A 23920-nucleotide genomic window follows, 5' to 3' on the forward strand; every position below is an offset into this window, starting at 1 on the left:
AGGCTAGCCGTTCAGAGGCTTCGCGGCTTCGAAAAAATCGGCCCATGGATCGGCGAAGCGATCGTTCAGCCGCGAGGCTGCATTCTTGACGGTGAAGGAAGCCGGGCCGATCTTCCCGGTCAATTCTTCCCAGGCAAGCGGCATCGAAACTGCTGCCCCCGACCTCGCGCGGGCCGAATAGGGCGCGACAGCGGTATTGCCGCGACCGTTGCGCAGGTAGTCGATGAAGATGTGGCCGGCCCGTTTCGCTTTCGCGGCAACCGAAAGATATTCTTCCGGGCTGTCGGCGCTCATACCATGGGCGATCGCTTCAGCTGCGGCCTTGACAGTAGGCCACGTCGCCTTGGGCTTGAGCGGAGCGACCACATGCAATCCCTTGCCGCCCGACGTCTTGACGAAGGAGGCAAGCCCCATCTCCGCAAACCGCGCCTTTATGTCCTGCGCACCGGCGATAACCGCGCTCCAGGCGACATCATCGCCGGGGTCGAGGTCCATGATGATCATATCGGGCTTTTCCCAATGAGCCGTCGTCGTGCCCCAGGGGTGGATTTCCAGCGCGGCGGATTGGACGAGCGCGGCAAGTCCGTCAAAATCTCGGATCCTCAGCAATTTCTCGCCGTCCTTGTCCTCGGGATCAGCAATTTCCTCGATATGCGGATTGATACCTTTCCAGGCATGCTTCTGGAAAAAACGAGGGCCTTTTATGCCGTCGGGACAGCGCAGCAGCGCCAGCGGCCGATCAACGACGAAGGGTGCCATGCGCGGCCAGGCAAGCGCGTAGTAGTCGACAAGATCCTGTTTGCTGACGCCGTCATCCGGCCAATATATCCGCTCCGGATGCGTCAGCTGCACGGAGGTCTTCGCAAGGTCCTGTGTGGGCGTCTTTGCCATCCGCATACGCTCCATCATCGGTGCTGCACCGGGCATAGATTACCATTGCCCGGTGCAAGAAGTCGATTGCCGGCTGCACCTCACGGCATCAGTTGGCCACCATTCACCTCGATGACCTGGCCAGTGATGTAGCCGGAAAGGGTTGGCGAGGCGAGGAAAAGGTAGGCGCCGACGCAATCTTCCGAGGTGCCGACAAAGCCCATGGGAATGGTCTTGCGCTGCAATTCCATCTGCTCGTCATTGGTATAGCGCTCGTGGAACGGCGTCGCGATAACGCCCGGCGCCACGGCATTGACGCGGATCTTGTCACCGACGAATTCCTTGGCATGGCCATGGGTGATGGTCGAGACGAAGCCCTTGGAGGCGGCGTAGAGGATCGCACCGTTGCCGCCGCCATTGCGGGCGGCGATCGAGGTGGTGTTGATGATAAAGCCGCCCTGCTTCTTCAAGTGCGGGTGCGCGGCCCGGGTCGCGGCGAGCACCGAGCGGGCGTTGAGATTCATCACGCGCTCATAATGTGCATCGGTCATCTCGGAGGTTGGGACACGGCCAAGCATGCCGCCGGCATTGTTGATCAGACCGTCGAGACCACCGAAAGCTTCTGCCGTTTCGTTGACCACGCGCTCGGTCTCGCCGTCCTGCGAAACGTCACCCTGGACCAGATGCACCTTCCCGCCAGCGGCGGTGATCTCTGCGGCGAGCTTTTCGGCCGGCTCGCGACTGGCATTGAAGTGGATGCCGACCTTCATGCCCTGCTGCGCAAAAGCGCGGGCAAGGGCCGCGCCGATGCCGGTCGAGGCGCCGGTGATCAGCACCCGCTTGCCCGCGAGGTCGGGAATACGAATGGATGCGAGGGATTGCGCGAGTTCTGTCATGACGGCTCCTCCTGAAAGTCGACAACAAATCATACGATGAAATCGCGACTGTAATATCAGGCGGAAGCGCGGCGCGGCAATGCGCGAGAGACAAACAAAAGCGGGCCGCCCGGAACATTCCGCGCGGCCTGCCGTCAATTCATCGTGAGGGGATCAGACCCGCTCGAGTGCAATGGCGATACCCTGGCCGACACCGATGCACATGGTCGACAGCGAGTAGCGCCCACCGATTTGCTTCAATTCCAGCGCTGCCGTGCCGGTGATACGGGCGCCTGACATGCCGAGCGGATGGCCGAGCGCGATGGCCCCGCCGTTGCGGTTGACGCGGGCATCGTCGCCGGCAATGCCGAGTTCACGCAGAACGGCAAGGCCCTGCGAGGCGAAGGCCTCGTTTAGTTCGATGACGTCGAACTGTTCCTGGCGCATGCCAAGCCGTGCCATCAGCTTGCGCGACGCCGGAACTGGGCCGATGCCCATGACGCGCGGCGGCACGCCGGCGGCAGCGCCGCCGAGGATGCGGGCAATCGGCGTCAGGCCATATTTCTTCACTGCCGCTTCCGAAGCAATGATCAGCGCCGCAGCGCCGTCGTTGACGCCGGAAGCATTGCCGGCGGTGACCGTGCCGCCTTCCTTCTTGAACGGCGTACCGAGCTTGGCCAAAGTCTCGATCGTCGTGGCGCGCGGATGCTCGTCCTTGCCGACGACGATGGCATCGCCTTTGCGCTGAGGAATGGTGACCGGGGTGATCTCCTTGGCGAGACGGCCGTTTTCCTGTGCGGCGGCCGCCTTGGCCTGAGAGTGGACGGCAAAGGCGTCCTGGTCTTCGCGGCTGACCTTATAGTCCTCAGCAACATTCTCGCCGGTTTCCGGCATGGAATCGACGCCATATTGCTTTTTCATCAGCGGATTAATGAAGCGCCAGCCGATAGTGGTGTCGTAGATCTCGGCGTTGCGCGAAAAGGCGCTGTCCGCCTTGGGGATGACGAAGGGCGCCCGCGACATGCTCTCGACGCCACCGGCGATCATCAGTTCGGCTTCGCCCGCGCGAATGGCTCGCGCGGCAGCAACGACGGCGTCCATACCCGAGCCGCAGAGGCGGTTGATCGTCGTACCCGAAACCGAGACGGGCAAGCCGGCGAGCAGCGCCGACATGCGCGCGACGTTTCTATTGTCCTCGCCCGCCTGGTTGGCGCAGCCATAGATCACGTCATCGACGGCTTCCCAATCGACTGAACCGTTGCGCTCGATGAGTGCCTTCAAGGGCACTGCACCGAGATCGTCGGCGCGCACGGAGGAGAGCGAGCCGCCAAAACGGCCAATGGGGGTGCGGATATAGTCGCAGATAAAGGCTTCGGTCATGGTCTTTTCCTTAGAGCGCCGGCACGACGAGGTCGGCGACGGAACCATTCGTATGGAGCGGTGCGCCGGTCATCGCCTGCAGCTCGTCCATGGTCATGGCTGCCAGCTTCTCACGCACGACGAAACGTCCATTGGCGATATCGATGACGGCATGGCTCGTATAGACGCGGGTGATGCAGCCGACGCCGGTCAGCGGGAAAGTGCAGGCGTCAACCAGTTTCGGCTTGCCATCCTTGGTCACATGTTCGGTGATGACGAAAACCTGTTTGGCGCCATGCACCAGGTCCATCGCCCCGCCAACGGCAGGCACGCCCTTGGAGCCGACGCGCCAGTTGGCAAGGTCACCGTTCTGCGCCACCTGATAGGCACCGAGGATCGCCACATCCAGATGGCCACCACGCACCATGGCAAAGCTATCGGCGTGGTGGAAGAAGGCAGCACCGGGCTTCAGCGTGACGGCTTTCTTGCCGGCGTTGATCAGATCCCAATCTTCCTCACCCTCTGCTGGCGGCTCACCGAAATCGAGGATGCCGTTTTCCGTGTGAAAGATTGCCTGGCGTCCGGGGGGCTGGTAGCGGGCGACCATTTCCGGGAAGCCGATGCCGAGATTCACATAGGCGCCGTCCTGAATATCTTGAGCCGCGCGCCAGGCGATCTGGGCGTTGGAGAGCTTGATGTCGTCGCGTGTGTCGATGGTCATGCGTATACCACTCCGGCCCGAATGAGACTTTCTTCCTGTTGTGGATCGGCGACTTCCACGACGCCGTTGACGAAGATGCCTGGGGTGACGATGTGCTCGGGATCGAGCTCGCCGAGGGCGACAATTTTCGAGACCTGCGCGATCGTCCTGGCTGCGGCCATGCACATCAGCGGATTAAAATTGCGGCCGGCCTTGTTGTAGATGAGGTTGCCATGCACATCGCCGACCTGGGCTTTGACGATGGCAAAATCGGCCTTGAGCCAACGCTCCTGAACATAGTTGCGGCCGTCGAATTCGGCTATGACCTTGCCGTTTGCGAGCTCGGTGCCATAGGCGGTCGGCGTGTAAAAGGCCGGGATTCCGGCGCCGCCGGCGCGGATGCGCTCGGCCAGAGTCCCCTGGGGCACCAGTTCCAGCTCGATTTCGCCCGCCAGATAGCGGTCCGTGAAGGCGCGTGGATCGGACGAACGTGGGAAAGAGCAGATCATCTTGCGGACCATGCCCGCATCGATCATCGCCGCGATGCCGATGCGCCCGTTGCCGGCATTGTTGTTGATAACGGTCAGGTTCTTCGGGCCTTTGTCGATCAGCGCATGAATGAGTTCGATCGGCGCGCCGGAACCACCGAAGCCGCCGATCATGATGGTCGCGCCATCGCCGATATCCGCGACGGCGGCTGCCGTGCTCGCAATTGTCTTGTCCATGCGGAAACTCCCGTTTGCCATTGCGGGCGGATAAAGACGGCCCGTCCTCTCCCTTCGAAATAGATCAGCGCAGGCTGGACGGCAATTAATTTGTGCGTTATTTGATTTTTGTTCATATATCGCACAAGTTGAAGGCAAATTTGGAGAGCATCATGCGGGAAACCGACTTTGTCAGCGGCTTTGCCAGGGGCCTGAAGGTGATCGAGGCTTTCGGCGAGACCCAGCAGCGCCTGACGATCGCCGAGGCGTCGAAGCTGACCGGCCTCGACCGCGCCACGGTGCGCCGCTCGTTGCTGACGCTGGCGGAGCTCGGCTATGCCGACTATGACGGCAAATTCTTCACGCTGACGCCGAAGATCCTGCGGCTCGGCCATGCCTATCTCGCCGCCACGCCGCTGCCGACGATCATCCAGCCCTATCTCGATCAACTTGCAGAACAGGCCGGCCACAATGCCTCGGCCTCGGTGCTTGATGGTACCGAGGTCGTCTATATCGCCCGCGCCGCGCAGCGTCGGGTGATGTCGATCAACCTCACCCCCGGCAGCCGCCTGCCCGCCTTCTGCGCCTCCATGGGCCGCGTGCTGCTCGCCGCCGTGCCGGAGAGCGAGGCGCGCGCCGTTCTGGCCCGGACGGACCTCAAGGCAAATACGCCGAATACAAAGACGGACCCGGAGGAGCTGATAGCCGAGTTTCGCCGCGTGCGGACTGAGGGTTACGCCGTCATCGACCAGGAACTGGAAATCGGACTCTGCTCCATCGCCGTCCCGGTGGAGAACGATCGCGGCCAGACGGTAGCAGCCATCAACATCGGCGCCCCAGCCGCCTATGTCGTCGCCGCCGAAATGGCCGAGCGGTTTCTGCCGCTATTGCGGGAGACGCAAAAGGCGTTGCGATTGGTTCTGCGCTGAGAAGCCCTACACCCCAAGCCTTTCCCGCTCGGCAATGCGCCAGGCGCGCGGCGTCTCTCCGGTCTGCTTCAGGAAGAAACGTGAGAAATAGGCGGGATCGGCAAAACCCAGGCGATAGCCGATTTCCTGCACCGAACCGAAGGTAAAGACCAGTTCGCGCTTGGCTTCGTCGATCAGTTTGCGGGCGATCAATTCGTGGATGGCTTGACCTGTCTTTCCGCGCACGATGCGGTTCAAATGGGTCGGCGAGATGCCGAGGGCTTCAGCGTAAAAAGCCGCTGGCTTATGGGAGCGGAAATACCGCTGGATCAGACCGTATAATACTTCCATCCGCCGCTCGCTCTCGTCGGACGCACCCCGCCCTTCTCCCTCCTGCTGCGAAAGGCGGGCGGTCAGGAGCAGCGCCGATGTCAGATAGGCTTCGAGCAGATCGTTGCGGCCACCACGCCGGTTGGCGAATTCGCCACCTAACCGTCTCAACGTTCCGGCAACGTAGGCCGCGTCCTCGTTCTCAACGTCGAGCCGTGTCAGGTGCGGCTTGGCCAGCCATTCGCCGAGCCGGCTGCGGTCGCCGGGCGAGGTTTTGAGGTGCGAGATCAGCACGGTGATGACAAAGCCGTCTATATCTCGGGAAAAGCGGAAGCCGTGATTGAGGCGTGGTGGCACGGTGATGACGGCGGGCGGCATGATCGCATGGCTTTCGCCGTCGAAGACCGCATCACCCGAGCCGGCGTCTATGTACAAGATCTGAAAGAAACTCTCGTGGCGGTGCGGCCGGATTTCCCAATGATGCAGGCTGCTACGCGAGGGTATGGTTTCGCAATGCAGCCAGAAATCAGGCTTCCGGCCGGTATTTTCACCATAGAGCTCATAGGTTGGCACAGGCCTCGACATGGCCCTCTCCCTCCGCCATGTTCAATTTGTGCAATTTCTCGGGTGAAATGTCCATTGTTACCGCCCTCTCCGCCGCGCAGAATTCGACAAAAGACGAAGCGCGGGAGGAGACCATGCGTACTCAGGTTGCCATTATCGGCTCAGGCCCTTCCGGCCTCTTGCTCGGCCAATTGCTGACCGAAGCCGGCATCGATAACGTCATTCTCGATCGCGTCGGCAAGGACTATATCCTCGGCCGAGTGCGCGCCGGCGTGCTGGAGGAAGGCACGGTCTGGCTGATGGACAAGGCACAGTCCGCAACGCGCCTGCACGCTGAAGGCCTGCCGCATGACGGCTTTTCGCTGGCTTTCGACGGCCGCGATCACCGCATCGATCTTCACGGCCTGACCGGCGGTAAGTGCGTGATGATCTATGGCCAGACAGAGCTGACCCGTGATCTGATGGCGCGTCGCGAGCAAAGCGGTGGCCTGACGATCTACGACGCCGCCAATGTTTGCCCGCATGAATTCGACGGCGCCGCACCCTATCTCACCTACGAAAAAGATGGCGTCGCACACCGTATCGATTGCGACTTCATCGCCGGCTGCGACGGCTTTCATGGCGTCAGCCGGAAATCGGTTCCGGAAAAGGCGATCCGCTGCTTCGAGAAGGTCTATCCCTTCGGCTGGCTCGGCCTGCTTGCCGACGCCCCGCCCGTCAATCATGAATTGATCTATGCCAACCATCCGCGCGGCTTTGCGCTCTGTTCGATGCGGTCGATGACGCGCAGCCGTTATTACATCCAGTGCCCGCTGGAGGAGAAGATAGAGAACTGGAGCGACGACCGCTTCTGGGACGAGCTGCGCCGCCGCCTGCCGGGTCACCATGCCGAGGCCCTGATCACCGCACCCTCGTTCGAGAAATCGATCGCGCCGCTGCGCTCCTTCGTCGCCGAACCGATGCGCTTCGGCCGCCTATTCCTTGTCGGCGATGCCGCCCATATCGTGCCGCCCACGGGCGCCAAGGGCCTGAACCTTGCGGCGAGCGACGTCCATTATCTCTTCTCGGGCTTGATTGAGCATTATCATGATCGCTCCAACGACGGCCTAGACGCCTATTCCGCCCATGCACTTGCCCGCGTCTGGAAGGCGGTGCGCTTTTCCTGGTGGATGACGACCATGATGCATCGCTTCCCCGACACCGGTGATTTCGATCAGAAGATCCAGGAGGCGGAGCTCGATTATCTGACCCATTCGTGCGCCGCCTCGACAGCTCTTGCCGAAAATTATGTCGGTCTTCCGTTCTGAATCAACCTAAGGCTTCTTCGCCACTTCGTCGGCCGCCTCGCGGATCGTTTGCATCAAGATCGACAGCGGCATGCTGGGAATGGCGTCGGTACGCATGGTGAGCCCAACCGGCCCCCTCGTCTCGCTGGTGTCGATCGGCAGCAGGCTGAGCAGACCATCCTCGACATCGCCGGCGACGACGCCAGTCGAAATGATCCAGACGGCATCGCTGGAGCGCACGAAGGCGCGACCGAAGGAATCCGATACCGTCTCGATCTGGTTCGGCAGGCTGGCGACGCCGTTGGAGATGAGAAAGCTCTCGACGAAGGGGCGGATGATTGAACCGCGAGGGGGCATCAGGATCGTGTATTTGCCGAGATTGGAAAACAGCGATTGCCTGGCCTTCAGCAGCGGATGCCCTGTCCGCACAGCAAAGACGACCTGTTCGGAGTAAAGATGCTCGAAGGAAAAACCCGCCATCTTGTCTGGGCTGCTCAGGCGTCCGACGACGAGATCGAGATCGCCGACGCGGAGCTGCTCCAGAAGCACTGCATTCTCACCGGTGACGATCTTAATGCGGCTCCAGGTTTCTTCCTTCAGGAACAGTTCCATCGCCCGCGGCATGATCCGCGTCGAGACGGTCGGAAGCGCGCCGATCCGGATCGGCGGCGCCTCGCCGGATCGTTCCTGCGAAACCGAATCGAGGCCTTGCCTCAGCGCTGTCAGCGCAGCGCCCGCATGGCGCAGGAAGACTTCGCCGTAGCGGGTGATCTTGATCCCGCGCCCGTCGCGCTCGAACACCGCGACGCCCAGCGCCTCCTCCAATTCGCGGATGGTCTTGGTCACCGCCGGCTGGCTGACATGCAGGAGGCCAGCCGCCTTGACCACGCTTTTCTGCCGCGCGACCTCGACAAAAGTCTGGAGATGGCGGAATTTGACGCGCGTGTCGATCATGACTTTAATAACCTTTTGGTTATTGGAAATCCATAAAATATCATTTTACTTAACCAGATTAAACCTACAATCTCGCTGTCGAGGAGATTTCCAGTGCAGTTCGCCCGTATCAACGACGTCACGATCCATTATCAGATCATCGGTGCTGCCGGTGACAAGCCGGTGCTTGTCTTTGCCAATTCGCTTGGCACGGATTTCCGCATCTGGCGCGACGTGATCGTCAGGCTCGCCGGCGATTTCGCCATCGTGCTCTACGACAAGCGTGGCCATGGCCTCTCCGATATCGGCCAAGTGCCTTACGCGATCGAGGATCACGCCACCGATCTCGCCGGGCTGCTTGATCTACTCAACGTCAAGAACGCCATCATTTGCGGCCTCTCGGTCGGCGGGCTGATCGCGCAGTCGCTCTACCGGAGACGGCCGGATCTGGTACGCGCGCTCATCCTTTGCGACACAGCCCACAAGATCGGCACTGCCGATAACTGGAATAGCCGCATCGCACAGGTAGAAACTCACGGCATTGAATCGATCGTCGACGCGGTGATGGAGCGCTGGTTCACGCCGGCTTTCCGCCGCCCGGAAAACACGGCCTTCGCCGGCTACTCCAACATGCTGACCCGTCAGCCGGCGGCGGGCTATGCAGCGACTTGCGCCGCGCTGCGCGACGCCGATTTTACCGAGGCAGCGAAGAAGATCGCGGTGCCGACCATCTGCATCGTCGGCGATCAGGACGGTTCGACACCGCCGGAACTGGTGCTGTCGACCGCCAAGCTCATTCCGAACGCACGTTATGAAGTGATCAAGGATGCAGGCCATATCCCCTGCGTCGAACAACCCGAGGCACTGACCGCCGTCATTCGCGCTTTCATCGATTTCGCTCTGCATGGAGAAAAGGCCCATGAATGAACCCAACGCTCCGTCCGAGCGCTATTGCCAGGGCATGGCGACGCGACGCGCCGTTCTCGGCGACAGCCATGTCGACCGCACCCAGTTAGCATCGACGGAGTTCGACCAGCCTTTCCAGGAGTTGATCACCGAAGCGGCGTGGGGTCATGTCTGGTCGCGTCCGACGCTCAGCAAGCGCGAGCGCTCGATTGTCACGATCGCGCTTCTGGCGGCACTCGGCCAGGATGACGAAGTGGCGATGCATGTCCGCGCGACGATTAATACCGGCGCGACACGCGACGATGTCCGCGAGGCGCTGTTGCATGTAGCAATCTACGCCGGCGTGCCGGCCGCCAATCACGCGATCAAGATCGCCAAGCAGGTTTTCGAACAGATGGACGCCGAGAAGGCGGCCTGAAGCGAGGCAACAATGTCTGACAAAAGCAATAGCAGGCCCGAAACGGGTGCCTTTTTCGGGCGTGATCGCGCCTGGCACGCGCCGGCCTTTACGCCGGGCTACAAGACCTCGGTGCTGCGGTCTCCACAGCGCGCGCTCCTGTCGCTGGACGGCACGATCTCCGAAATTACCGGCCCGGTCTTCGGGCATTCCATTCTCAGCGAGCACGACAACGACCTGATCCACAACTTCGCCAAGCCCGGCGAAAGTGCGATCGGCGAGCGCATCATCGTGCATGGCCGCGTGCTCGACGAGCGCAATCGGCCGGTTCCGGGCGCACTGCTCGAATTCTGGCAGGCCAATGCCGGCGGGCGGTATCGCCACAAGAAAGAAACCTACCTCGCCGCCCTCGATCCGAATTTCGGCGGTTGCGGCCGCGCCATCACCGACGAGGACGGCCACTATGCCTTCCGCACGGTGCGGCCAGGCGCCTATCCTTGGCCGAATGGCGTCAACGACTGGCGGCCGGCGCATATCCACTTCTCCATCTTCGGCCATGGCTTCGCGCAACGGCTGATCACGCAGATGTATTTCGAGGGCGATCCGATGATCTGGAAATGTCCGATCGTCGGCACGATCCCCGACAGAAAGGCGATCGAGCAGCTGATCGCGCCGCTCGACTGGGGCAACACGATCCCGATGGATGCGCGCGCCTATAAATTTGACATCGTATTGCGCGGACGCCGCTCGACGCTGTTCGAAAACCGGCTGGAGGGCAACTGATGGTGCAGGAACTCGGCTACCTCAAGGAAACGCCGTCGCAGACGGCTGGCCCCTATGTCCATATCGGCCTGACGCCGAATTTCTGCGATATCGGCGGCGTGTATGACACCGATCTCGGCGTGTCCATGGTCAACGACAAGACGCTGGGACAACGCATTACAGTCAAGGGTCGTATTTTCGACGGTGCCGATACGCTGGTGAAGGATGCCGTCGTCGAGATTTGGCAGGCCGACAGCGCCGGGCTCTACAACAGCCCTTCGGAGATGCGCGGGACGGCCGATCCGAACTTCACCGGCTGGGGCCGCTGCCCGACAAGCGCCGAAGACGGCGTCTTCTCGTTTGAGACGATCAAGCCGGGCCGCGCTCCCTATAAGGACGGGCGCAAGATGGCCCCGCATATCACGCTCTGGATCGTGGCGCGTGGCATCAATATCGGCCTGCATACGCGCCTATACTTTCCAGATGAAGCCAAGGCTAACGCCGAGGATCCTTTGCTTGCCCGCATCGAGCATCGCCAGCGTGTCGCCACCCTGATCGCCAGCCAGGAAGGGTCGGTCTATACGCTCGACGTGCATTTGCAGGGCGACAAGGAAACGGTTTTCCTCGATATATAGACCATGAGCATTTCCGCCTTCGACCACCCGTTTCTCTCCGGCCTCCTCGGCGACGAGGAGATTTCCGCTTATTTTTCAGCGGAAGCCGATATCCGCGCCATGCTCGCTTTCGAGGCCGCACTCGCCAAAGCCGAGGCGCGGCATGGCGTCATTCCGCAAGAGGCGGCTGAGCGGATCGCGGCAGTCTGCGGCACATTCCAGCCCGACATTGCCAGTCTGAAATCGGCGACGGCCACGGACGGCGTCGTCATTCCCGATCTCGTCAAGCAATTGCGCAAGGCCGTTGGCGGAGAGGCCGCGCAGCATGTGCATTTCGGCGCCACCAGCCAGGATGTCATAGACACCAGTCTGATGATCCGCCTGAAGGCGGTCTCCTTCCTGTTCACTGGCCGCCTTTTCGCGGTCACGTCTGGGCTCGAAAAACTCGACAAGCAGTTCGGCAAGAACCAACTTATGGGCCGCACCCGCATGCAGGCCGCCATCCCGATGACGGTCTCCGACCGGTTGCGCGCCTGGCGCACCCCGCTCGACAAATATCGCGACCGCCTGACCCAGGAGAGCTTTCCGCTTCAGTTCGGCGGCGCGGTCGGTACGCTGGAAAAATTGGGATCGAACGGCGCCGCTGTCCGCGCATCGCTGGCGCAGGAGCTCGACCTCACCGACGCGCCACAATGGCAAAGCCAACGGGGAGGCATCGCCGAGTTCGCCGGCCTGCTCTCGTTGATGTCTGGCAGTCTCGGCAAGATCGGCCAGGACATCGCCCTTCTGGCGCAGACCGGCGAGGAAATCGAGCTTGCCGGCGGCGGCGGCTCCTCGGCGATGCCGCATAAGCAGAACCCGGTCGCCGCAGAGACGCTGGTCGCGCTTGCCCGCTTCAACGCCGTCCAGCTCTCCGGCATCCATCAATCGCTGGTGCACGAACAGGAACGCTCGGGCGCCGCCTGGACGTTCGAATGGCTGCTGCTGCCACCGATGGTGATGGCCACCGCTGCCTCGCTGCGATCGGCGCGGGAATTGATCGGGAACGTGAAGCGGCTGGGCATAAATTCTTAAGCTGAAATTCAAGAAATAAACATAACCCTGGCATTATCGATGCAAGCGTTTATTTCATTTTACATCACTATTTCGTATGCCAGATTGACCGTAGCAGATCTGCGTAAAAGCAGGCTGGCCCGGGGAGCAGGCCAGTAGGGGAGGAGAAACTATGAAACGGGTTATTCTGGCCGCAATCGCGGCTATCGCCATCAGCAGTGCCGCCTATGCCGACACGATCAAGATCGGCGTCATCGGGCCGTTTTCGGGGCCATTCGCCCTGCAGGGCAAGAATTTCAAGGCCGGCATCGATGCCTATATGGCCATGCATGGCGGCAAGATTGGCGACAACGAGGTCGAGGTGATCTACCGCGACGTGCCGCAGGCCGATCCGGCCCAATCGAAGTCATCGGCGCAGGAACTGGTGGTCAAGGAGCATGTGCAGTATCTGGCCGGCTTCTACTTCACCCCGGATGCCATGGCGGTGACGCCGATCCTCAAGCAGGCCAATGTGCCGATGGTGATCTTCAACGCCGCGACATCAGCGATCGTGACGAAGAGCCCGCTGGTGGTGCGAACCTCCTTCACCACCTGGCAGACATCGACACCGATCGCCAAGGTCGCGCATGACGGCGGCGTCAACAAGGTCATCTCCGTCGTCAGCGACTACGGTCCCGGCGTCGATGCTGAAAACGCCTTCAAAGCCGGTTTCGAGAAGGTCGGCGGCCAGGTCGTCGAGACGGTACGCATGCCGTTGTCGACCAACGATTTCAGCCCGATCATGCAGCGCATCAAGGATTCCGGTGCGCAAGGCGTCTTCGCCTTCCTGCCCTCCGGCCCGACCACACTCGGTTTCGTGAAGGCCTATAACGAGAATGGCCTGAAGGGCGCCGGCATCAAGCTGTTTTCGCCCGGCGACCTGACGCAGGAATCCGACCTGCCGGCGCTTGGTGATGCGGCGCTCGGCATGCAGACGACCTTCCATTACGCGATCTCGCATGACTCCCCGGAAAACAAGGCCTTCGTCGCTGCTGCCGACAAGGCGATCGGCAATCCGGCCGAACTCACCTTCCCGGCGGTCGGCGCTTTCGACGGCATGCATGTCATCTACAAGATGATCGAGGCGACCGGCGGCAAGCAGGACGCCCAGAAAGCCGTCGACGCGGTGAAGGGTCTCTCCTGGGTCAGCCCGCGCGGCCCGGTGACCATCGATCCGGAAAGCCGGCACATTACCCAGAACATCTATCTGCGCGAAGTCGCCAAGGCCGCCGACGGCACCTATTACAACAAGGAAATCCAGACCTTCGAAAAGCAGGGCGACCCCGGTTTGGCGGCGGTGAAATAGAGCCGCTCTTCCTGCGTCCTTCGACATGGCCAGGGAACGGGCGGCTTGCGCCCGTTCCCGCGGCAGAGGATTAAGGGAAGAGCAGAAGAAAGCAAACGGACCAGCCCGACCCATGCAAACCGTGTTCAGCATTGCAGTCGATGCCCTCGCCTACGGCATGGTGCTGTTCGTGATTTCCATTGGCCTCTCCGTCACCATGGGGCTGATGCGCGTCGTCAATCTGGCGCATGGCGCCTTTGCCATGATCGGCGGCTATATTGCCTCCTATGCGGCGCGGGATCTCGGCCTGGGTTATGCCGCCGCGGTTCTGCTGGCCGTCGTCGGCACGGTGATCATATCCATCCCGATCGAGCGGCTGCTCTATCGCCGTATCTATGGCGCGCCGGAGCTGACGCAGGTACTGATGACGATTGGCATTACCTTCTGCATCATCGGCATCGCCAACTATGTCTTCGGCCCGACGCTGAAGACCATCCCCTTGCCAAGCGAGCTGCAAGGCTCCGTCGATCTCGGCTTCCGCACGATTGGCACGCATCGCATCTTCGCGATCGTCTGCGGGCTCGTCGTCGCGCTGGCGCTATGGTTCACCATCGAGAAGACCTCGTTCGGCGTGAAGCTTCGCGCTTCAGTCGACAATGCCTCGATGGCGGCGGCCCTCGGCGTGCGTACCGAGATCGTTTATGCCGTCAGCTTCGCCGTCGCCGTCGGGCTTGCCGCCTTCGGTGGCGTCGTCGGCGCCGAACTGCTGCCGGTCGAGCCCTATTATGCCCTGCGCTATATGGTGACCTTCCTTGTCGTCGTCTCGGTCGGCGGCGCCGGTTCGATCGGGGGTGCGCTGCTTGCCTGCCTCATCCTTGGCGGCATCGATACCACCGGCCGCTATCTGATGCCGGAATATGGCGAGTTCTTCTTCTATCTCGCCGTCATCGCCATTGTCTGCGTCTTCCCACGCGGTCTAGCCGGAAGGGCGAAGTGATATGGCACTGACGACCATCGACCGAGAGACCATCGCCGCGACGAGCAACCGCCTTGCACTTAAGCGCGATGGTATTGCCATAGCGGTCATCCTCGTTCTGGCAGCCGCCGGCTATCTGCTGTTTCCCGACAATCTCGCGCTCCTGACGCGGTTGATCGCCATTGCTCTGCTTGTCCTGTCGCTCGATCTGGTCACAGGCTATTGCGGTGTGGCGACGCTCGGTCATGCGGCCCTGTTCGGCGCCGGCGCCTATGCCGCCGGCATCGCCTCGGCGCATTACGGCATCAATGATCCCTTGCTGATGACGCTGGTCGGCATCGTTGCCGGCGCGGTTGCGGGGCTGATTTGCGGCATCGTCATTCTAAGGGCGCACGGCCTGCCACAACTCGTGCTGTCGATCGCGCTGATTTATCTTTTCCACGAATTCGCCAACAAGGCATCGAGCTGGACCGGCGGCAGCGACGGGCTCTCCGGCATTTCCACCGACCCGCTGTTCGGCCTGTTCGAATTCGATCTCTATGGGCATACGGCCTATGTCTATGGCGTGGCGTTGCTGCTGGTCACACTGGTCCTGCTGCGCATCCTCGTGCGCTCGCCGTTCGGCATGCTCTGTCGCGGCATAAGGCAGGATCCCCTGCGCATCCGCGCCATGGGTGTCTCGCCGAAGGTCACGCTGATCAAGATGTATGTGATCTCAGGCGCCGTCGCCGGCGTTGGCGGCGCGCTGAATGCGATCTCGACCCAGGTGGTCGGGCTCGACAGCCTCTCTTTCACGCAATCGGCCGAGGCGCTGGTCATGCTCGTGCTCGGCGGCACCGGCTCGCTGTTCGGCGCGCTCGCCGGCACGCTGGTCTTCATGCTGTTCGAAGATTATGTCTCCGCCGCCAATCCCTTCCACTGGCTGACCATCGTCGGCCTGTTGCTGATCCTCGTGGTACTGTTCGCGCCGAAGGGCATCTATGGCACAGCCGCGACCTATCTTGCGCGCCGTCGGGAGGCTCGCACATGAGTGCAGTCTTCGAGGTCAATCATCTGAAGAAAGCCTTTGGCGGATTGACGGTGACCAATGATGTCAGCCTGTCGATGGCGCCGGGCGATCGCGTGGCACTGATCGGCCCCAACGGCGCTGGCAAGACCAGCTTCGTCAATCTGGTCACCGGCAATCTGCGGGCGGATGCCGGCGAGGTCAGTCTTGGCGGCGAGAGAGTGACCAAAATCGACGCCATCGGCCGCGTCCGGCGCGGGTTGGTGCGCTCCTTCCAGGTGACCCGGCTTTTCCAGGATATGACGCCAGCCGAGCATGTGGCGCTTGCCATCCTGCAGCGCTCCGGCCGCTCCGGCCGCATGTTCGGCAACTTCCTCGCCATGCGCAACGTCATGGCCGAGACCGGCGATCTGCTGAGCACGCTCGGCCTCGCCGATCTCATGCATCGCAAGGTCAGTGAAATCGCCTACGGCCAGCAGAGATTGCTGGAGATCGCCGTCGCCATGGCGCTGAAGCCGAAAGTGCTGTTGCTCGACGAGCCAGCCGCCGGCGTGCCGCAGAGCGATACCGGCCGCATCGAGCAAGCCCTGGCCGATCTGCCCACTGACCTTGCCGTACTGATGATCGAGCACGACATGGATCTGGTCTTTCGCTTCGCCAAGCGCGTCGTCGTGCTCGCCGCCGGTACCATCATCTTCGACGGCTCACCCGCCGACGTCACCAAGGATGCGCGGGTGCGCGAGGCCTATCTGGGGAGCTACGCCAATGCCGGCCACGCCGCTTGAAGTGGAAAACCTTTCAGCCGGTTACGGGCCGACGCGGGTGCTGGAAGGCATGTCTTTTTCCGTTCCGGCCGGCGCGCGGCTTGCCGTGCTCGGTCGCAATGGCATGGGCAAGACGACGCTGCTTGCCACACTTGCCGGCCAGACACGCCGCTATGAGGGCAGCATCCGCCTGGGGTCTACCGACGTTACCGGCCTGCCGAGCGCCAGGAGGGCACATCAGGGTCTCGGCTACGTGCCACAGACGCGCGATGTCTTTCCGACGCTGACGGTGGAGGAAAATCTCTCCGTCGGTTTAAAGGGCCGCCCCAAGACCGCGCTGCAGGAAGCCTACGACATGTTTCCGCGCCTCAAGGAGCGCCGCAAGAACCTCGGCAACCAGCTTTCCGGCGGCGAGCAGCAGATGCTGTCGACCGCCCGCACCATTCTCGGCCGCCCCTCGGTGCTGCTGCTTGATGAGCCGCTGGAAGGTCTCGCCCCTGTCATCTGCGAGGAGCTGATGGCAGCCTTTACCAATCTCGCCAAGACCGGCGACATGACCATCCTGCTGGTGGAACAGCGCATCCAGAGCGCACTGGATTTCGCCGATCAGGTGATCATCCTCGAACGCGGCCGGCTCGCCTGGCAGGGCACGCCGGGTGCGCTTTCTGAGGATCACGAGACGGTCGAACGCCTGCTCGGCGTCGGCGGCCTGCACTAGACACCCAAGCAGACGCCAGTCGCATGGGAGTACCCTCCCGGTAGCGAATAGGACCTTGCCGGGCCATCATGCTACGGGAGGAATCCGGGTTTCAAACCTGCCGGACGACGGTGCCGATCATATTGACGAGAAGGCGCGCGGCGGTCAGGGCCGAGAGGCCGTCAATGTCGGCGGGAGGATAGAGCTCGACAAGATCAAACCCTGCGATCCTGGCCCGCCTGCCAAGGCCCGCAATCAAGTCGATCACCTGCGTATAGGTGAGGCCGCCGGGTGTCCGCGCCGCCACGCCCGGCATGATGCTGGGATCAAGGCTATCACAGTCGAGAGTGACGACGACCCGCGCTCCCTCGGGAATATGACGAAGAGCGGCTTCGATGCCTTGGGTATGAACTTCGCGAGCAGTCACGAAACGGCTGCCGTAGTGCTGCGCCGCTTCGATATCGGTTAGGCGCGGGCTGCCGACACTACGGAGTCCAACCTGCACGATGCCGGCGACGTGCGGCATCTCGCTCGCACGGCGCATCGGGCTCGAATAACCGTGCCGCTCGCCATACACCTCGTCGCGCCAGTCGATATGGGCGTCGATCTGCAGGATCCAGACCGGCCCGTGATCCGAAAAACCGGCGACGAAGGGAATGGTTACGGAACAGTCGCCACCGAGCAGGATCGGTACGGCCGGCAACGCCAGGACCTCCCGCGTCTTCACCTCGATCCGAGCCCGATTGCCGGCATTGTCATACATGGTGGTCTCGATGTCACCGGCGTCGGTGCAGCAGACCGGCTTGCCGTCGAACAGTGGGCCGCCAAGATCGAAATCCCAATGATCTACGAGTGCAACATCGTCCTGGCTCGCAGCGCGAATGGCGCCGGCCGCCAGGACATAGCCGCTACTGTCCTTACCAGGATAGGTGCTGCCGTGACCGGCTGCGAAGATTATCGCGCGGGGCACGCGGCCATCGGCAAGGCGATCGTGAAGGCCGAGAAAGGAAGGAGAGGTGATCATTTTTGATGGTCTTGGTGATGGTTTAGCTGAAATTTCGGTGTTGAGGGTAAAGAATGGGGTCGTGTGTGGATGCCCATATCTTTCCAATTCCGTTTCACGTCGATGGAGCGAAATACAGATATCACCTCCGCTGCGCATGCCGAAACCATTAATACTGATTTGACGCCAAGCCTAACATTTCGCTCCCTGCCGGAATCGATTCCGATTCACCATCGCTGATAAGACATCGACGATTTATCGATATTTTATCAGCGATGTTCGAGCAATTTTGATGGAGGCGGTCTTGTCAGCCAGCGTAGCGGGTCATTGGGATTTCTGGATCGATCGTGGCGGTACTTTCACCGATGTCGTGGGGCGTGATCCCTCCGGAGAACTGCATGCCCGCAAGGTCCTGTCGGAAAATCCCGAGGCCTACCGCGACCGCGATGCCGCCGTCTATGGCATTCGCCTGCATCTTGGCCTCGCGAACGGCGAGCCGATCCCGGCCGGCCTCATCGGCGAGGTGCGTATGGGCACGACGGTTGCCACCAATGCGCTTCTGGAGCACAAGGGCGAGCGGCTGGCACTGGTGACGACCAAGGGTTTCCGCGACGCGCTACACCACGGCTATCAGGAGCGCAAGAAGATCTTCGCGACCGAGATCATCAAGCCGGAAGCGCTCTATGACGATGTCGTCGAGCTCGATATTGCCCGTACAGGCGCGCGCGTCATGTTCATGATGTCGTCGGGCGGGCTGACGGCTGCCGATATGTTTCAGGGCAAGGATACCATTCTCTCCGGCCCCGCCGGCGGTGTGGTCGGCCTCGTCAAGACCGGCAAGGAAAAGCAGATCCAGGTGACCGACAGGGGCCTGGAGGCGCTGACGCGCTATTCGAAGATCCACGAGCGGCGGCTGGTGGAGGCGACCAAGGTCTTTGGCCTGTCGCAGGACGATCTTTCCGGGATTGCATCACACCTGAGGGCTCTATCGGGTTATTACAAACAGGCAGCCCGGTCGGCCGCGACCCTATAATCGTTTTTACAGACACCTGATGCCCTTTTCCTTCGACGCCATACTTGGCTCTCGAAGGATTATCTATTCCGCTTCTGCGTACCTATATTAGATCAGTGCGATCTGTTGTTGAACGTCAGCCGAGCACTCGCGTTAATGAAACAACGGGATTTTGTTTTCACAGGAGCATGACTTTTGTGAAAATTGCTGGCTTCGCACGATAGGAAAAGTGTGCTTACGTTGACGGAAAGGGGAATGGTGTCAAAACTTCTATGAAAAACGATAGTTTCGAGCTTAGATTCTGGGGTGTACGGGGAAGTATTCCCGTATCGGGACCGGAATTCGAGCGTTACGGCGGGAATACGTCCTGCATCGAGTTACGGCATGACGGCAGGCGCATTATTTTTGACGCCGGAACCGGAGCGCGGGAAGCGGCGTTGTCGCTCGCCAAAGATGGCGTGCACGAAGTCGATATCTTCTTCACCCACTCGCACTACGACCACATGCTCGGCCTGCCCTTTTTCAAGCCTATCTACGATCCCGGGGTCAGCGTCGATCTCTGGTCGGGCCATCTCGCAGGCAAAACGACGACACGGCAACTGATCGGCCAGTTCATGCGGCCGCCCTGGTTCCCGGTGGAGCCGGATATCTGTCGCGCCACCATGGGTTTCCGTGATTTTGCGCCCGGCGATACGCTGAAGCCGCATCCGGGCATCGTCATCCACACCGCCAAACTCAACCATCCGGGCGGCTGCGTCGGCTACCGGATCGAATGGGCTGGCCGGATCATCGCGCTGGTCTACGATACAGAGCATGTAAACGGCCATATGGACGAAGCCGCCCTTGCACTGATGGCTGGGGCCGATCTCGCTGTCTATGATACGACCTACACCGAGGCGGAGATGTCGAAGCATCAGGGCTTCGGACATTCCACCTGGCGGGAAGGTGTCAGATTGGCGAAAGAGGCGGGTGCGAAGCGCCTTGCGCTTTTTCACCATGCGCAATGGCGCACGGACAAGGACCTCGACGATATGCAGCGCGATGCGCGCGAAAGCTTCCCCGGCGCCTTTGCCGCTTTCGACCGCCAGATGCTCGAGCTTTAAGCCACGAAATCGCCGACCGGACGCCAGTCGATGGCGGCATGGCCGGCTGTTTCCTGAAACAGTGTGTCGATGAAATCCCAGGCAAACGCATCATGGACGAGATGATGCGTGAGGATGCCGATCGGCTCATCCTTGCCGTCGAAGCGTTTTTTTAGCTCGCCGACCAAAACCTCCACCAGTTCCCCATGGGGACGTCCGCCGCGCGTGCCGTGCCAATCCATGATGTCGACATGGGTGTTGACCAGGGCGATCGGCCGCGGCTTTGCCAGCCCGTAGACGGAAACGGCGCGGTAGCCGAAGGGTGCAAGCTCCGGCAGCAGCGCCTTGTCGATGCGGTTCCACGGCGGCACCAGCATTGGAGCGAACTGACGGGGGTAAAGCTCTCTGAGCTTATCGAAACCCCGCCGGAGTTCGTCGAGCACGATCGCCTGCGGGCGATGCAGGCCAAGCTCCTGCTTCTTCGCCTCATCCGGCGCGTAATTGTGATGCGTCCAGCCATGGACCGTGACGGTCACCGCTTTTTGGCGCGCCAGACGCTCGGCGAGCGGCTTGCCGGTAGGTTCGGGAATGACCGCCAGAGCCATGGGCACATCGTATTTGTCTGAAAGTGCCAGCAGCTGATCGAGGGCCGCGGTCGGCTCGATGGCGTCGTCGTCGCGAAACCATAGTTTTGCCTTCCGCCCGGCCTCGGCCCAGCGCTGCAATTCATCACGCAGGGGCTGCCATTCAGCTCTATCGCTCATAAAAGGGATCTCCCAGATGTTTCCGCAGAATGGTCTCAAGTCGTTTCGAGGCGGCGGTCAAGGACCTCTCTTCGTGAACGAAACGATGGGCGGCCTTGGCCATCGCACTGCGTTTCCGCTCGTCGCTCAACAACTGCGCGATCGCATCGGCATAGGCTTTCAGATCGCCTTCGGGCGTCAGAATCCCCGTTACCCCGTTCATCACCACTTCCGGCACACCGGCGGTTGCCTGCGCCACGACCGGCAGGCCGGCCGCCTGCGCCTCGAGATAGGCAAGACCATAGGCCTCGCCACAGCCGGGCCAGACATAGATGCCCCCTGCCCGCAACTCCTCCACGATCTCCGATGCCGTGCGTTCTCCAAGCCAGGTGATGCGGTCGCTGTCGAAACCGGAAAACAGCGCTCGCACCTCCGCCCGCATCGGTCCGTCACCGATAATGGTCAGCGTCCACTCCCGCTCCCGGATCAATTCCAGCGCCCGGGCGAGCATCCCATAACTGTCGAATTTGTCGCCACGGCGCAACATCGCAACGGTGATCAACCGATGCGGTTCGCGCTCGCTGGCCAGAGGTCCGAAATGCGCGGTATCGATGAACGGCAGGAAACGCTCATATCGCCCCTCGGAGATGGCGTCGGCAAGACCGATCCGGTCGCGCTCGGTAAAGCACAGATTGACGGCGGCCTGCCGCACGGCGTCAGCGACGAGGCGCTGGTTGTCGCTCCAGCCATTATCATCATGCCGCTTGCCATAGGAAGCCTCGGCGGTGACATAGGCGATCCCGAGGCTAGCCGCGATCTTGGGACCGATCATGTCGGGCGTCTTGTAATAGGGATGGTAGGTGAACCACAGGTCCGGCGCAGTTTCGCCGCGCCATTTTTCCAGCAGGCGGGCGATTTCTTCTTCCGCTTTCCGGGTGATTTCGGCGCGCGGCCCCGCTTCCGGCGTCGGCGTGAAACTGCGCAGTTCAGAGGCAAGCTCAACCTGATGTCCCGCCATCTCGAAGGCCGCGATGATCAGCCGCGCCATCAGCCGATCGCCAGACGGCACCGGATGGTTGGGCGATTTCAGAGGGGCGTAGAAAGCGATCTTCATGGCGCGGGCCAATAGTTGACGATTAAGTGATAGTTTGGCCCGGAAATGTGACGGGAGACGCCCGAATTCCGGCGGGTTGCTTGACAATTAAGGCCCTGGCTTTAACGACCGTATTCTCGACAGCATGCGGCATTGCAGCTAGATGATTAGGCGATAACTGTTTTCCGTTCCCTTGTGAACGGGCAATGTAAATTGGATTTGATGACCACAGAGGCAAGAAAACCCATCATATCCGATCGTCTTGTACGAAAGTTCCGGCTTGGCTCCGGCCTGGTCATCTTCAGTTTCGTGATCATGCATCTGGCCAATCACTCCCTCGGATTGATCTCGCTCAGCGCTGCTACCGAGGCGCAGCATTGGTTCATGGTGGTCTGGCGCAACCCTGTTGGCACTGTTCTCTTCTACGGCGCTTTGATTGTCCATATCCTCCTCGTCCTGCGCATGCTCTACAAACGCCGCACGCTGGTCATGCCGGCGGGTGAGGCTTTCCAGATCGTTACCGGCTTGCTGGTGCCCCTGCTGTTGATCGACCACATCATCGCCACCCGCGTTGTTCACGAGATCTACGGCTATCACGACAATTACCGCGCCATCGTTCGCGGCCTCTGGGTCACTTCACCGCTCAACGGCGTGCGCCAGTCGATCGTGCTGCTGATCGTCTGGCTCCATGGCTGCATCGGCATCCATTTCTGGCTGCGCTATCGCGCCTGGTACACGGCCATCGCACCGGTCATGCTATCCTTCGCCATCACCCTGCCGGTTCTCGCCCTGCTCGGTTTTGCGGCCATGGGAAAGACGGTATCGCACGAGGCGGCGCAGGACGACGAGCGCGGCCTTCGTGGCGGCTATTACAGCGACATGCGCAGCCTTGGTGAAGCCGGCTCCATGCCGGGCAGCCAGGTAAGCATTACCCTATGGCCCTATCGCGCCGGCTTTTATGGTGCGTTCAGCATGTCGATTCTCGGCCTCTTCGCCTTCCGCACCCATCGAAGACTGCGCGAACGGCAGCATCAAGTGGCGATCCGTTATGCAGGCGGCGAAATCGTGCATGCGCCGCGCGGCTTCACCGTGCTCGAAGCGAGCCGTCTCGGCGGCATCCCGCATTATTCCGTTTGCGGCGGCAAGGGACAATGTTCCACCTGCCGTGTCCAGATCATCGAGGGCGCGGACAATCTGCCACCCCCCGAAGGGCTGGAGCAAAAGACCCTGAACCGGATCGGTGCCACGCCGGATGTTCGCCTTGCCTGCCAATTGCGCCCGACGGGAAATATCAGTGTCGTGCCGCTTCTGACACCGATGGCGGAAACGGCCATTCCCGTCTACAGCCAGACGGCAAGCCCCGGGCGCGAGCGCGAGATCGTCGTCTTCTTTTGCGACCTGCGCCATTTCACCGCGCTCACCGAATCGCGCCTGCCCTTCGACATCGTCTTCCTGCTCAACCGTTATTTTGCCATCGTCGGCCGTATCGTGGAGGAAAATGGCGGGCGGATGGACAAATTCATCGGTGACGGCGCCATGGCGCTGTTCGGCCTGCGCACCACGCCGAAGGAAGCCAACCGGCAGGCGCTGAAGGCGGCCGCCGAAATTGTCCGCGAAATCGACAAACTGAGCGCGGAACTGGCGGATGACCTCGCGGCACCGCTCGAAATCGCTATCGGCCTGCATACCGGGTCGGCGGTGGTTGGTTCGATGGGCTATGGCAATGTCAAGAACGTGACGGCGATCGGCGATACGGTCAACGTCGCAAGCCGTCTCGAAAGCGTCGCCAAGGAATTCAATCGTACGCTTGTCTTCTCCGAACCGGTGGCAGGCCTCTCCGGTGTCGATATCGCCGGCATCGAAAGCCGGGAGATCGCCGTTCGCGGCCGCGGCGAGCCTCTGCGCGTCTATATCGTTCGGAAGGAAGAGAGTGCTCGCTTTGCATAGATCGTTCAGGCG

24 protein-coding genes and 1 pseudogene are annotated in these 23920 nt (G+C 61.4%); 15 read left to right on the top strand and 10 right to left on the bottom strand.

All coding sequences use genetic code 11. The features are described from left to right. Positions 1–3: 3 nt before the first annotated feature. From ligD to PMI03_RS08075, 5 genes are all read right to left on the bottom strand, one after another. Positions 4–897: a non-homologous end-joining DNA ligase gene (gene ligD, locus PMI03_RS08055; RefSeq protein ID WP_409033797.1), complete on the bottom strand. Its 894-nt coding sequence runs from the start codon at positions 895–897 to the stop codon at positions 4–6. 74 nt (positions 898–971) lie between these two features. Next, complete coding sequence (locus tag PMI03_RS08060) at positions 972–1766, bottom strand: SDR family NAD(P)-dependent oxidoreductase (protein ID WP_007691803.1); 795 nt, start codon at positions 1764–1766, stop codon at positions 972–974. A gap of 153 nt (positions 1767–1919) precedes the next feature. Continuing rightward, the gene (pcaF, locus tag PMI03_RS08065; RefSeq protein ID WP_007691805.1) at positions 1920–3125 is read right to left on the bottom strand and encodes a 3-oxoadipyl-CoA thiolase; all 1206 of its coding nucleotides are present in this window, start codon (positions 3123–3125) and stop codon (positions 1920–1922) included. 10 nt (positions 3126–3135) lie between these two features. Further along, complete coding sequence (locus PMI03_RS08070) at positions 3136–3825, bottom strand: CoA transferase subunit B (protein WP_007691807.1); 690 nt, start codon at positions 3823–3825, stop codon at positions 3136–3138. Continuing rightward, positions 3822–4529 (bottom strand): 3-oxoacid CoA-transferase subunit A, encoded by a 708-nt coding sequence (locus PMI03_RS08075; RefSeq protein WP_007691809.1) that lies wholly within the window; start codon positions 4527–4529, stop codon positions 3822–3824. The genes PMI03_RS08070 and PMI03_RS08075 overlap by 4 nt, the downstream gene beginning before the upstream one ends. 152 nt (positions 4530–4681) lie before the next feature. Between PMI03_RS08075 and PMI03_RS08080 the strand changes: the two genes are divergently transcribed. Continuing rightward, positions 4682–5437, top strand: a complete 756-nt coding sequence (locus PMI03_RS08080) for an IclR family transcriptional regulator (protein ID WP_007691815.1) — start codon at positions 4682–4684, stop codon at positions 5435–5437. A gap of 6 nt (positions 5438–5443) precedes the next feature. Here the strand turns inward: PMI03_RS08080 and PMI03_RS08085 are convergent, their stop codons facing one another. Beyond that, a complete protein-coding gene (locus PMI03_RS08085) occupies positions 5444–6331 on the bottom strand; it encodes a helix-turn-helix domain-containing protein (RefSeq protein WP_007691817.1) in 888 nt (295 codons plus the stop codon). 113 nt (positions 6332–6444) lie between these two features. On the opposite strand from PMI03_RS08085, the gene pobA reads away from it, so the two are divergent. Then, positions 6445–7617, top strand: a complete 1173-nt coding sequence (gene pobA / locus PMI03_RS08090) for a 4-hydroxybenzoate 3-monooxygenase (protein ID WP_007691819.1) — start codon at positions 6445–6447, stop codon at positions 7615–7617. A gap of 6 nt (positions 7618–7623) precedes the next feature. On the opposite strand, the gene pcaQ is transcribed toward pobA, so the two are convergent. Further along, entirely contained in the window at positions 7624–8550 is a 927-nt protein-coding gene (gene pcaQ, locus PMI03_RS08095; protein ID WP_007691821.1) for a pca operon transcription factor PcaQ, read from the bottom strand. Between the two features lie 93 nt (positions 8551–8643). On the opposite strand from pcaQ, the gene pcaD reads away from it, so the two are divergent. The 10 genes from pcaD to PMI03_RS08145 all read left to right on the top strand — a co-directional run bounded on the left by pcaD (position 8644) and on the right by PMI03_RS08145 (position 17049). Next, on the top strand, positions 8644–9456 hold the full coding sequence (gene pcaD / locus PMI03_RS08100; protein ID WP_007691823.1) for a 3-oxoadipate enol-lactonase: 813 nt from the start codon (positions 8644–8646) through the stop codon (positions 9454–9456). Next, positions 9449–9853 carry a 4-carboxymuconolactone decarboxylase gene (gene pcaC / locus PMI03_RS08105; RefSeq protein WP_007691826.1) on the top strand — a complete coding sequence of 135 codons (405 nt, stop codon included), beginning with the start codon at positions 9449–9451 and terminating at the stop codon, positions 9851–9853. Before pcaD ends, pcaC begins: the two co-directional genes overlap by 8 nt. A gap of 12 nt (positions 9854–9865) precedes the next feature. Next, positions 9866–10615: a protocatechuate 3,4-dioxygenase subunit beta gene (gene pcaH, locus PMI03_RS08110; RefSeq protein WP_007691827.1), complete on the top strand. Its 750-nt coding sequence runs from the start codon at positions 9866–9868 to the stop codon at positions 10613–10615. Positions 10616–10617: 2 nt separating this feature from the next. Next, on the top strand, positions 10618–11229 hold the full coding sequence (pcaG, locus tag PMI03_RS08115; protein WP_065706856.1) for a protocatechuate 3,4-dioxygenase subunit alpha: 612 nt from the start codon (positions 10618–10620) through the stop codon (positions 11227–11229). Between the two features lie 3 nt (positions 11230–11232). After that, on the top strand, positions 11233–12282 hold the full coding sequence (locus PMI03_RS08120; RefSeq protein ID WP_007691830.1) for a 3-carboxy-cis,cis-muconate cycloisomerase: 1050 nt from the start codon (positions 11233–11235) through the stop codon (positions 12280–12282). Between the two features lie 151 nt (positions 12283–12433). Further along, on the top strand, positions 12434–13606 hold the full coding sequence (locus tag PMI03_RS08125; RefSeq protein WP_007691832.1) for an ABC transporter substrate-binding protein: 1173 nt from the start codon (positions 12434–12436) through the stop codon (positions 13604–13606). A 112-nt stretch (positions 13607–13718) separates the two neighbouring features. Then, entirely contained in the window at positions 13719–14582 is an 864-nt protein-coding gene (locus PMI03_RS08130) for a branched-chain amino acid ABC transporter permease (protein ID WP_007691834.1), read from the top strand. 1 nt (position 14583) lies between these two features. Next, the gene (locus PMI03_RS08135; RefSeq protein ID WP_007691836.1) at positions 14584–15591 is read left to right on the top strand and encodes a branched-chain amino acid ABC transporter permease; all 1008 of its coding nucleotides are present in this window, start codon (positions 14584–14586) and stop codon (positions 15589–15591) included. Continuing rightward, a complete protein-coding gene (locus PMI03_RS08140) occupies positions 15588–16352 on the top strand; it encodes an ABC transporter ATP-binding protein (RefSeq protein WP_007691841.1) in 765 nt (254 codons plus the stop codon). Before PMI03_RS08135 ends, PMI03_RS08140 begins: the two co-directional genes overlap by 4 nt. Then, positions 16333–17049, top strand: a complete 717-nt coding sequence (locus tag PMI03_RS08145; protein ID WP_007691843.1) for an ABC transporter ATP-binding protein — start codon at positions 16333–16335, stop codon at positions 17047–17049. Before PMI03_RS08140 ends, PMI03_RS08145 begins: the two co-directional genes overlap by 20 nt. A gap of 91 nt (positions 17050–17140) precedes the next feature. On the opposite strand, the gene PMI03_RS08150 is transcribed toward PMI03_RS08145, so the two are convergent. Further along, positions 17141–18052 carry an agmatinase gene (locus tag PMI03_RS08150; protein WP_007691845.1) on the bottom strand — a complete coding sequence of 304 codons (912 nt, stop codon included), beginning with the start codon at positions 18050–18052 and terminating at the stop codon, positions 17141–17143. Positions 18053–18323: 271 nt separating this feature from the next. Between PMI03_RS08150 and PMI03_RS30930 the strand changes: the two are divergent. Both PMI03_RS30930 and PMI03_RS08160 read left to right on the top strand, forming a co-directional pair. Then, a pseudogene (locus PMI03_RS30930) lies at positions 18324–18872 on the top strand (hydantoinase/oxoprolinase N-terminal domain-containing protein); the annotation flags it as partial. A gap of 443 nt (positions 18873–19315) precedes the next feature. Beyond that, positions 19316–20146: an MBL fold metallo-hydrolase gene (locus PMI03_RS08160; protein ID WP_007691850.1), complete on the top strand. Its 831-nt coding sequence runs from the start codon at positions 19316–19318 to the stop codon at positions 20144–20146. Here the strand turns inward: PMI03_RS08160 and PMI03_RS08165 are convergent. Further along, positions 20143–20889, bottom strand: a complete 747-nt coding sequence (locus tag PMI03_RS08165) for a polysaccharide deacetylase family protein (protein ID WP_007691852.1) — start codon at positions 20887–20889, stop codon at positions 20143–20145. The two genes, PMI03_RS08160 and PMI03_RS08165, sit on opposite strands and share 4 nt — an antisense overlap. After that, positions 20879–21982, bottom strand: a complete 1104-nt coding sequence (locus PMI03_RS08170; protein WP_007691854.1) for a glycosyltransferase family 4 protein — start codon at positions 21980–21982, stop codon at positions 20879–20881. Before PMI03_RS08170 ends, PMI03_RS08165 begins: the two co-directional genes overlap by 11 nt. 201 nt (positions 21983–22183) lie before the next feature. Here PMI03_RS08170 and PMI03_RS08175 point away from each other — a divergent pair, with 201 nt between their 5' ends. After that, positions 22184–23908, top strand: coding sequence for an adenylate/guanylate cyclase domain-containing protein (locus tag PMI03_RS08175; RefSeq protein WP_007691857.1), 1725 nt, complete (start codon positions 22184–22186; stop codon positions 23906–23908). Positions 23909–23920: the final 12 nt, after the last annotated feature.

It is taken from the genome of Rhizobium sp. AP16 (genome assembly GCF_000281735.1).
GTDB classification, from domain to species: Bacteria; Pseudomonadota; Alphaproteobacteria; order Rhizobiales; family Rhizobiaceae; genus Rhizobium; species Rhizobium rhizogenes.

Coding starts and splice junctions, on each gene's coding strand:
- pobA (WP_007691819.1), top strand. CDS start 6,445: ATGCGTACTCAGGTTGCCATTATCGGCTCAGGCCCTTCCGGCCTCTTG.
- PMI03_RS08060 (WP_007691803.1), bottom strand. CDS start 1,766: ATGACAGAACTCGCGCAATCCCTCGCATCCATTCGTATTCCCGACCTC.
- PMI03_RS08075 (WP_007691809.1), bottom strand. CDS start 4,529: ATGGACAAGACAATTGCGAGCACGGCAGCCGCCGTCGCGGATATCGGC.
- PMI03_RS08130 (WP_007691834.1), top strand. CDS start 13,719: ATGCAAACCGTGTTCAGCATTGCAGTCGATGCCCTCGCCTACGGCATG.
- PMI03_RS08140 (WP_007691841.1), top strand. CDS start 15,588: ATGAGTGCAGTCTTCGAGGTCAATCATCTGAAGAAAGCCTTTGGCGGA.
- pcaF (WP_007691805.1), bottom strand. CDS start 3,125: ATGACCGAAGCCTTTATCTGCGACTATATCCGCACCCCCATTGGCCGT.
- ligD (WP_409033797.1), bottom strand. CDS start 897: ATGCGGATGGCAAAGACGCCCACACAGGACCTTGCGAAGACCTCCGTG.
- PMI03_RS08080 (WP_007691815.1), top strand. CDS start 4,682: ATGCGGGAAACCGACTTTGTCAGCGGCTTTGCCAGGGGCCTGAAGGTG.
- pcaH (WP_007691827.1), top strand. CDS start 9,866: ATGTCTGACAAAAGCAATAGCAGGCCCGAAACGGGTGCCTTTTTCGGG.
- pcaQ (WP_007691821.1), bottom strand. CDS start 8,550: ATGATCGACACGCGCGTCAAATTCCGCCATCTCCAGACTTTTGTCGAG.
- PMI03_RS08160 (WP_007691850.1), top strand. CDS start 19,316: ATGAAAAACGATAGTTTCGAGCTTAGATTCTGGGGTGTACGGGGAAGT.
- PMI03_RS08135 (WP_007691836.1), top strand. CDS start 14,584: ATGGCACTGACGACCATCGACCGAGAGACCATCGCCGCGACGAGCAAC.
- PMI03_RS08085 (WP_007691817.1), bottom strand. CDS start 6,331: ATGTCGAGGCCTGTGCCAACCTATGAGCTCTATGGTGAAAATACCGGC.
- PMI03_RS08070 (WP_007691807.1), bottom strand. CDS start 3,825: ATGACCATCGACACACGCGACGACATCAAGCTCTCCAACGCCCAGATC.
- pcaC (WP_007691826.1), top strand. CDS start 9,449: ATGAATGAACCCAACGCTCCGTCCGAGCGCTATTGCCAGGGCATGGCG.
- PMI03_RS08175 (WP_007691857.1), top strand. CDS start 22,184: ATGACCACAGAGGCAAGAAAACCCATCATATCCGATCGTCTTGTACGA.
- PMI03_RS08165 (WP_007691852.1), bottom strand. CDS start 20,889: ATGAGCGATAGAGCTGAATGGCAGCCCCTGCGTGATGAATTGCAGCGC.
- PMI03_RS08120 (WP_007691830.1), top strand. CDS start 11,233: ATGAGCATTTCCGCCTTCGACCACCCGTTTCTCTCCGGCCTCCTCGGC.
- PMI03_RS08150 (WP_007691845.1), bottom strand. CDS start 18,052: ATGATCACCTCTCCTTCCTTTCTCGGCCTTCACGATCGCCTTGCCGAT.
- PMI03_RS08145 (WP_007691843.1), top strand. CDS start 16,333: ATGCCGGCCACGCCGCTTGAAGTGGAAAACCTTTCAGCCGGTTACGGG.
- PMI03_RS08170 (WP_007691854.1), bottom strand. CDS start 21,982: ATGAAGATCGCTTTCTACGCCCCTCTGAAATCGCCCAACCATCCGGTG.
- PMI03_RS08125 (WP_007691832.1), top strand. CDS start 12,434: ATGAAACGGGTTATTCTGGCCGCAATCGCGGCTATCGCCATCAGCAGT.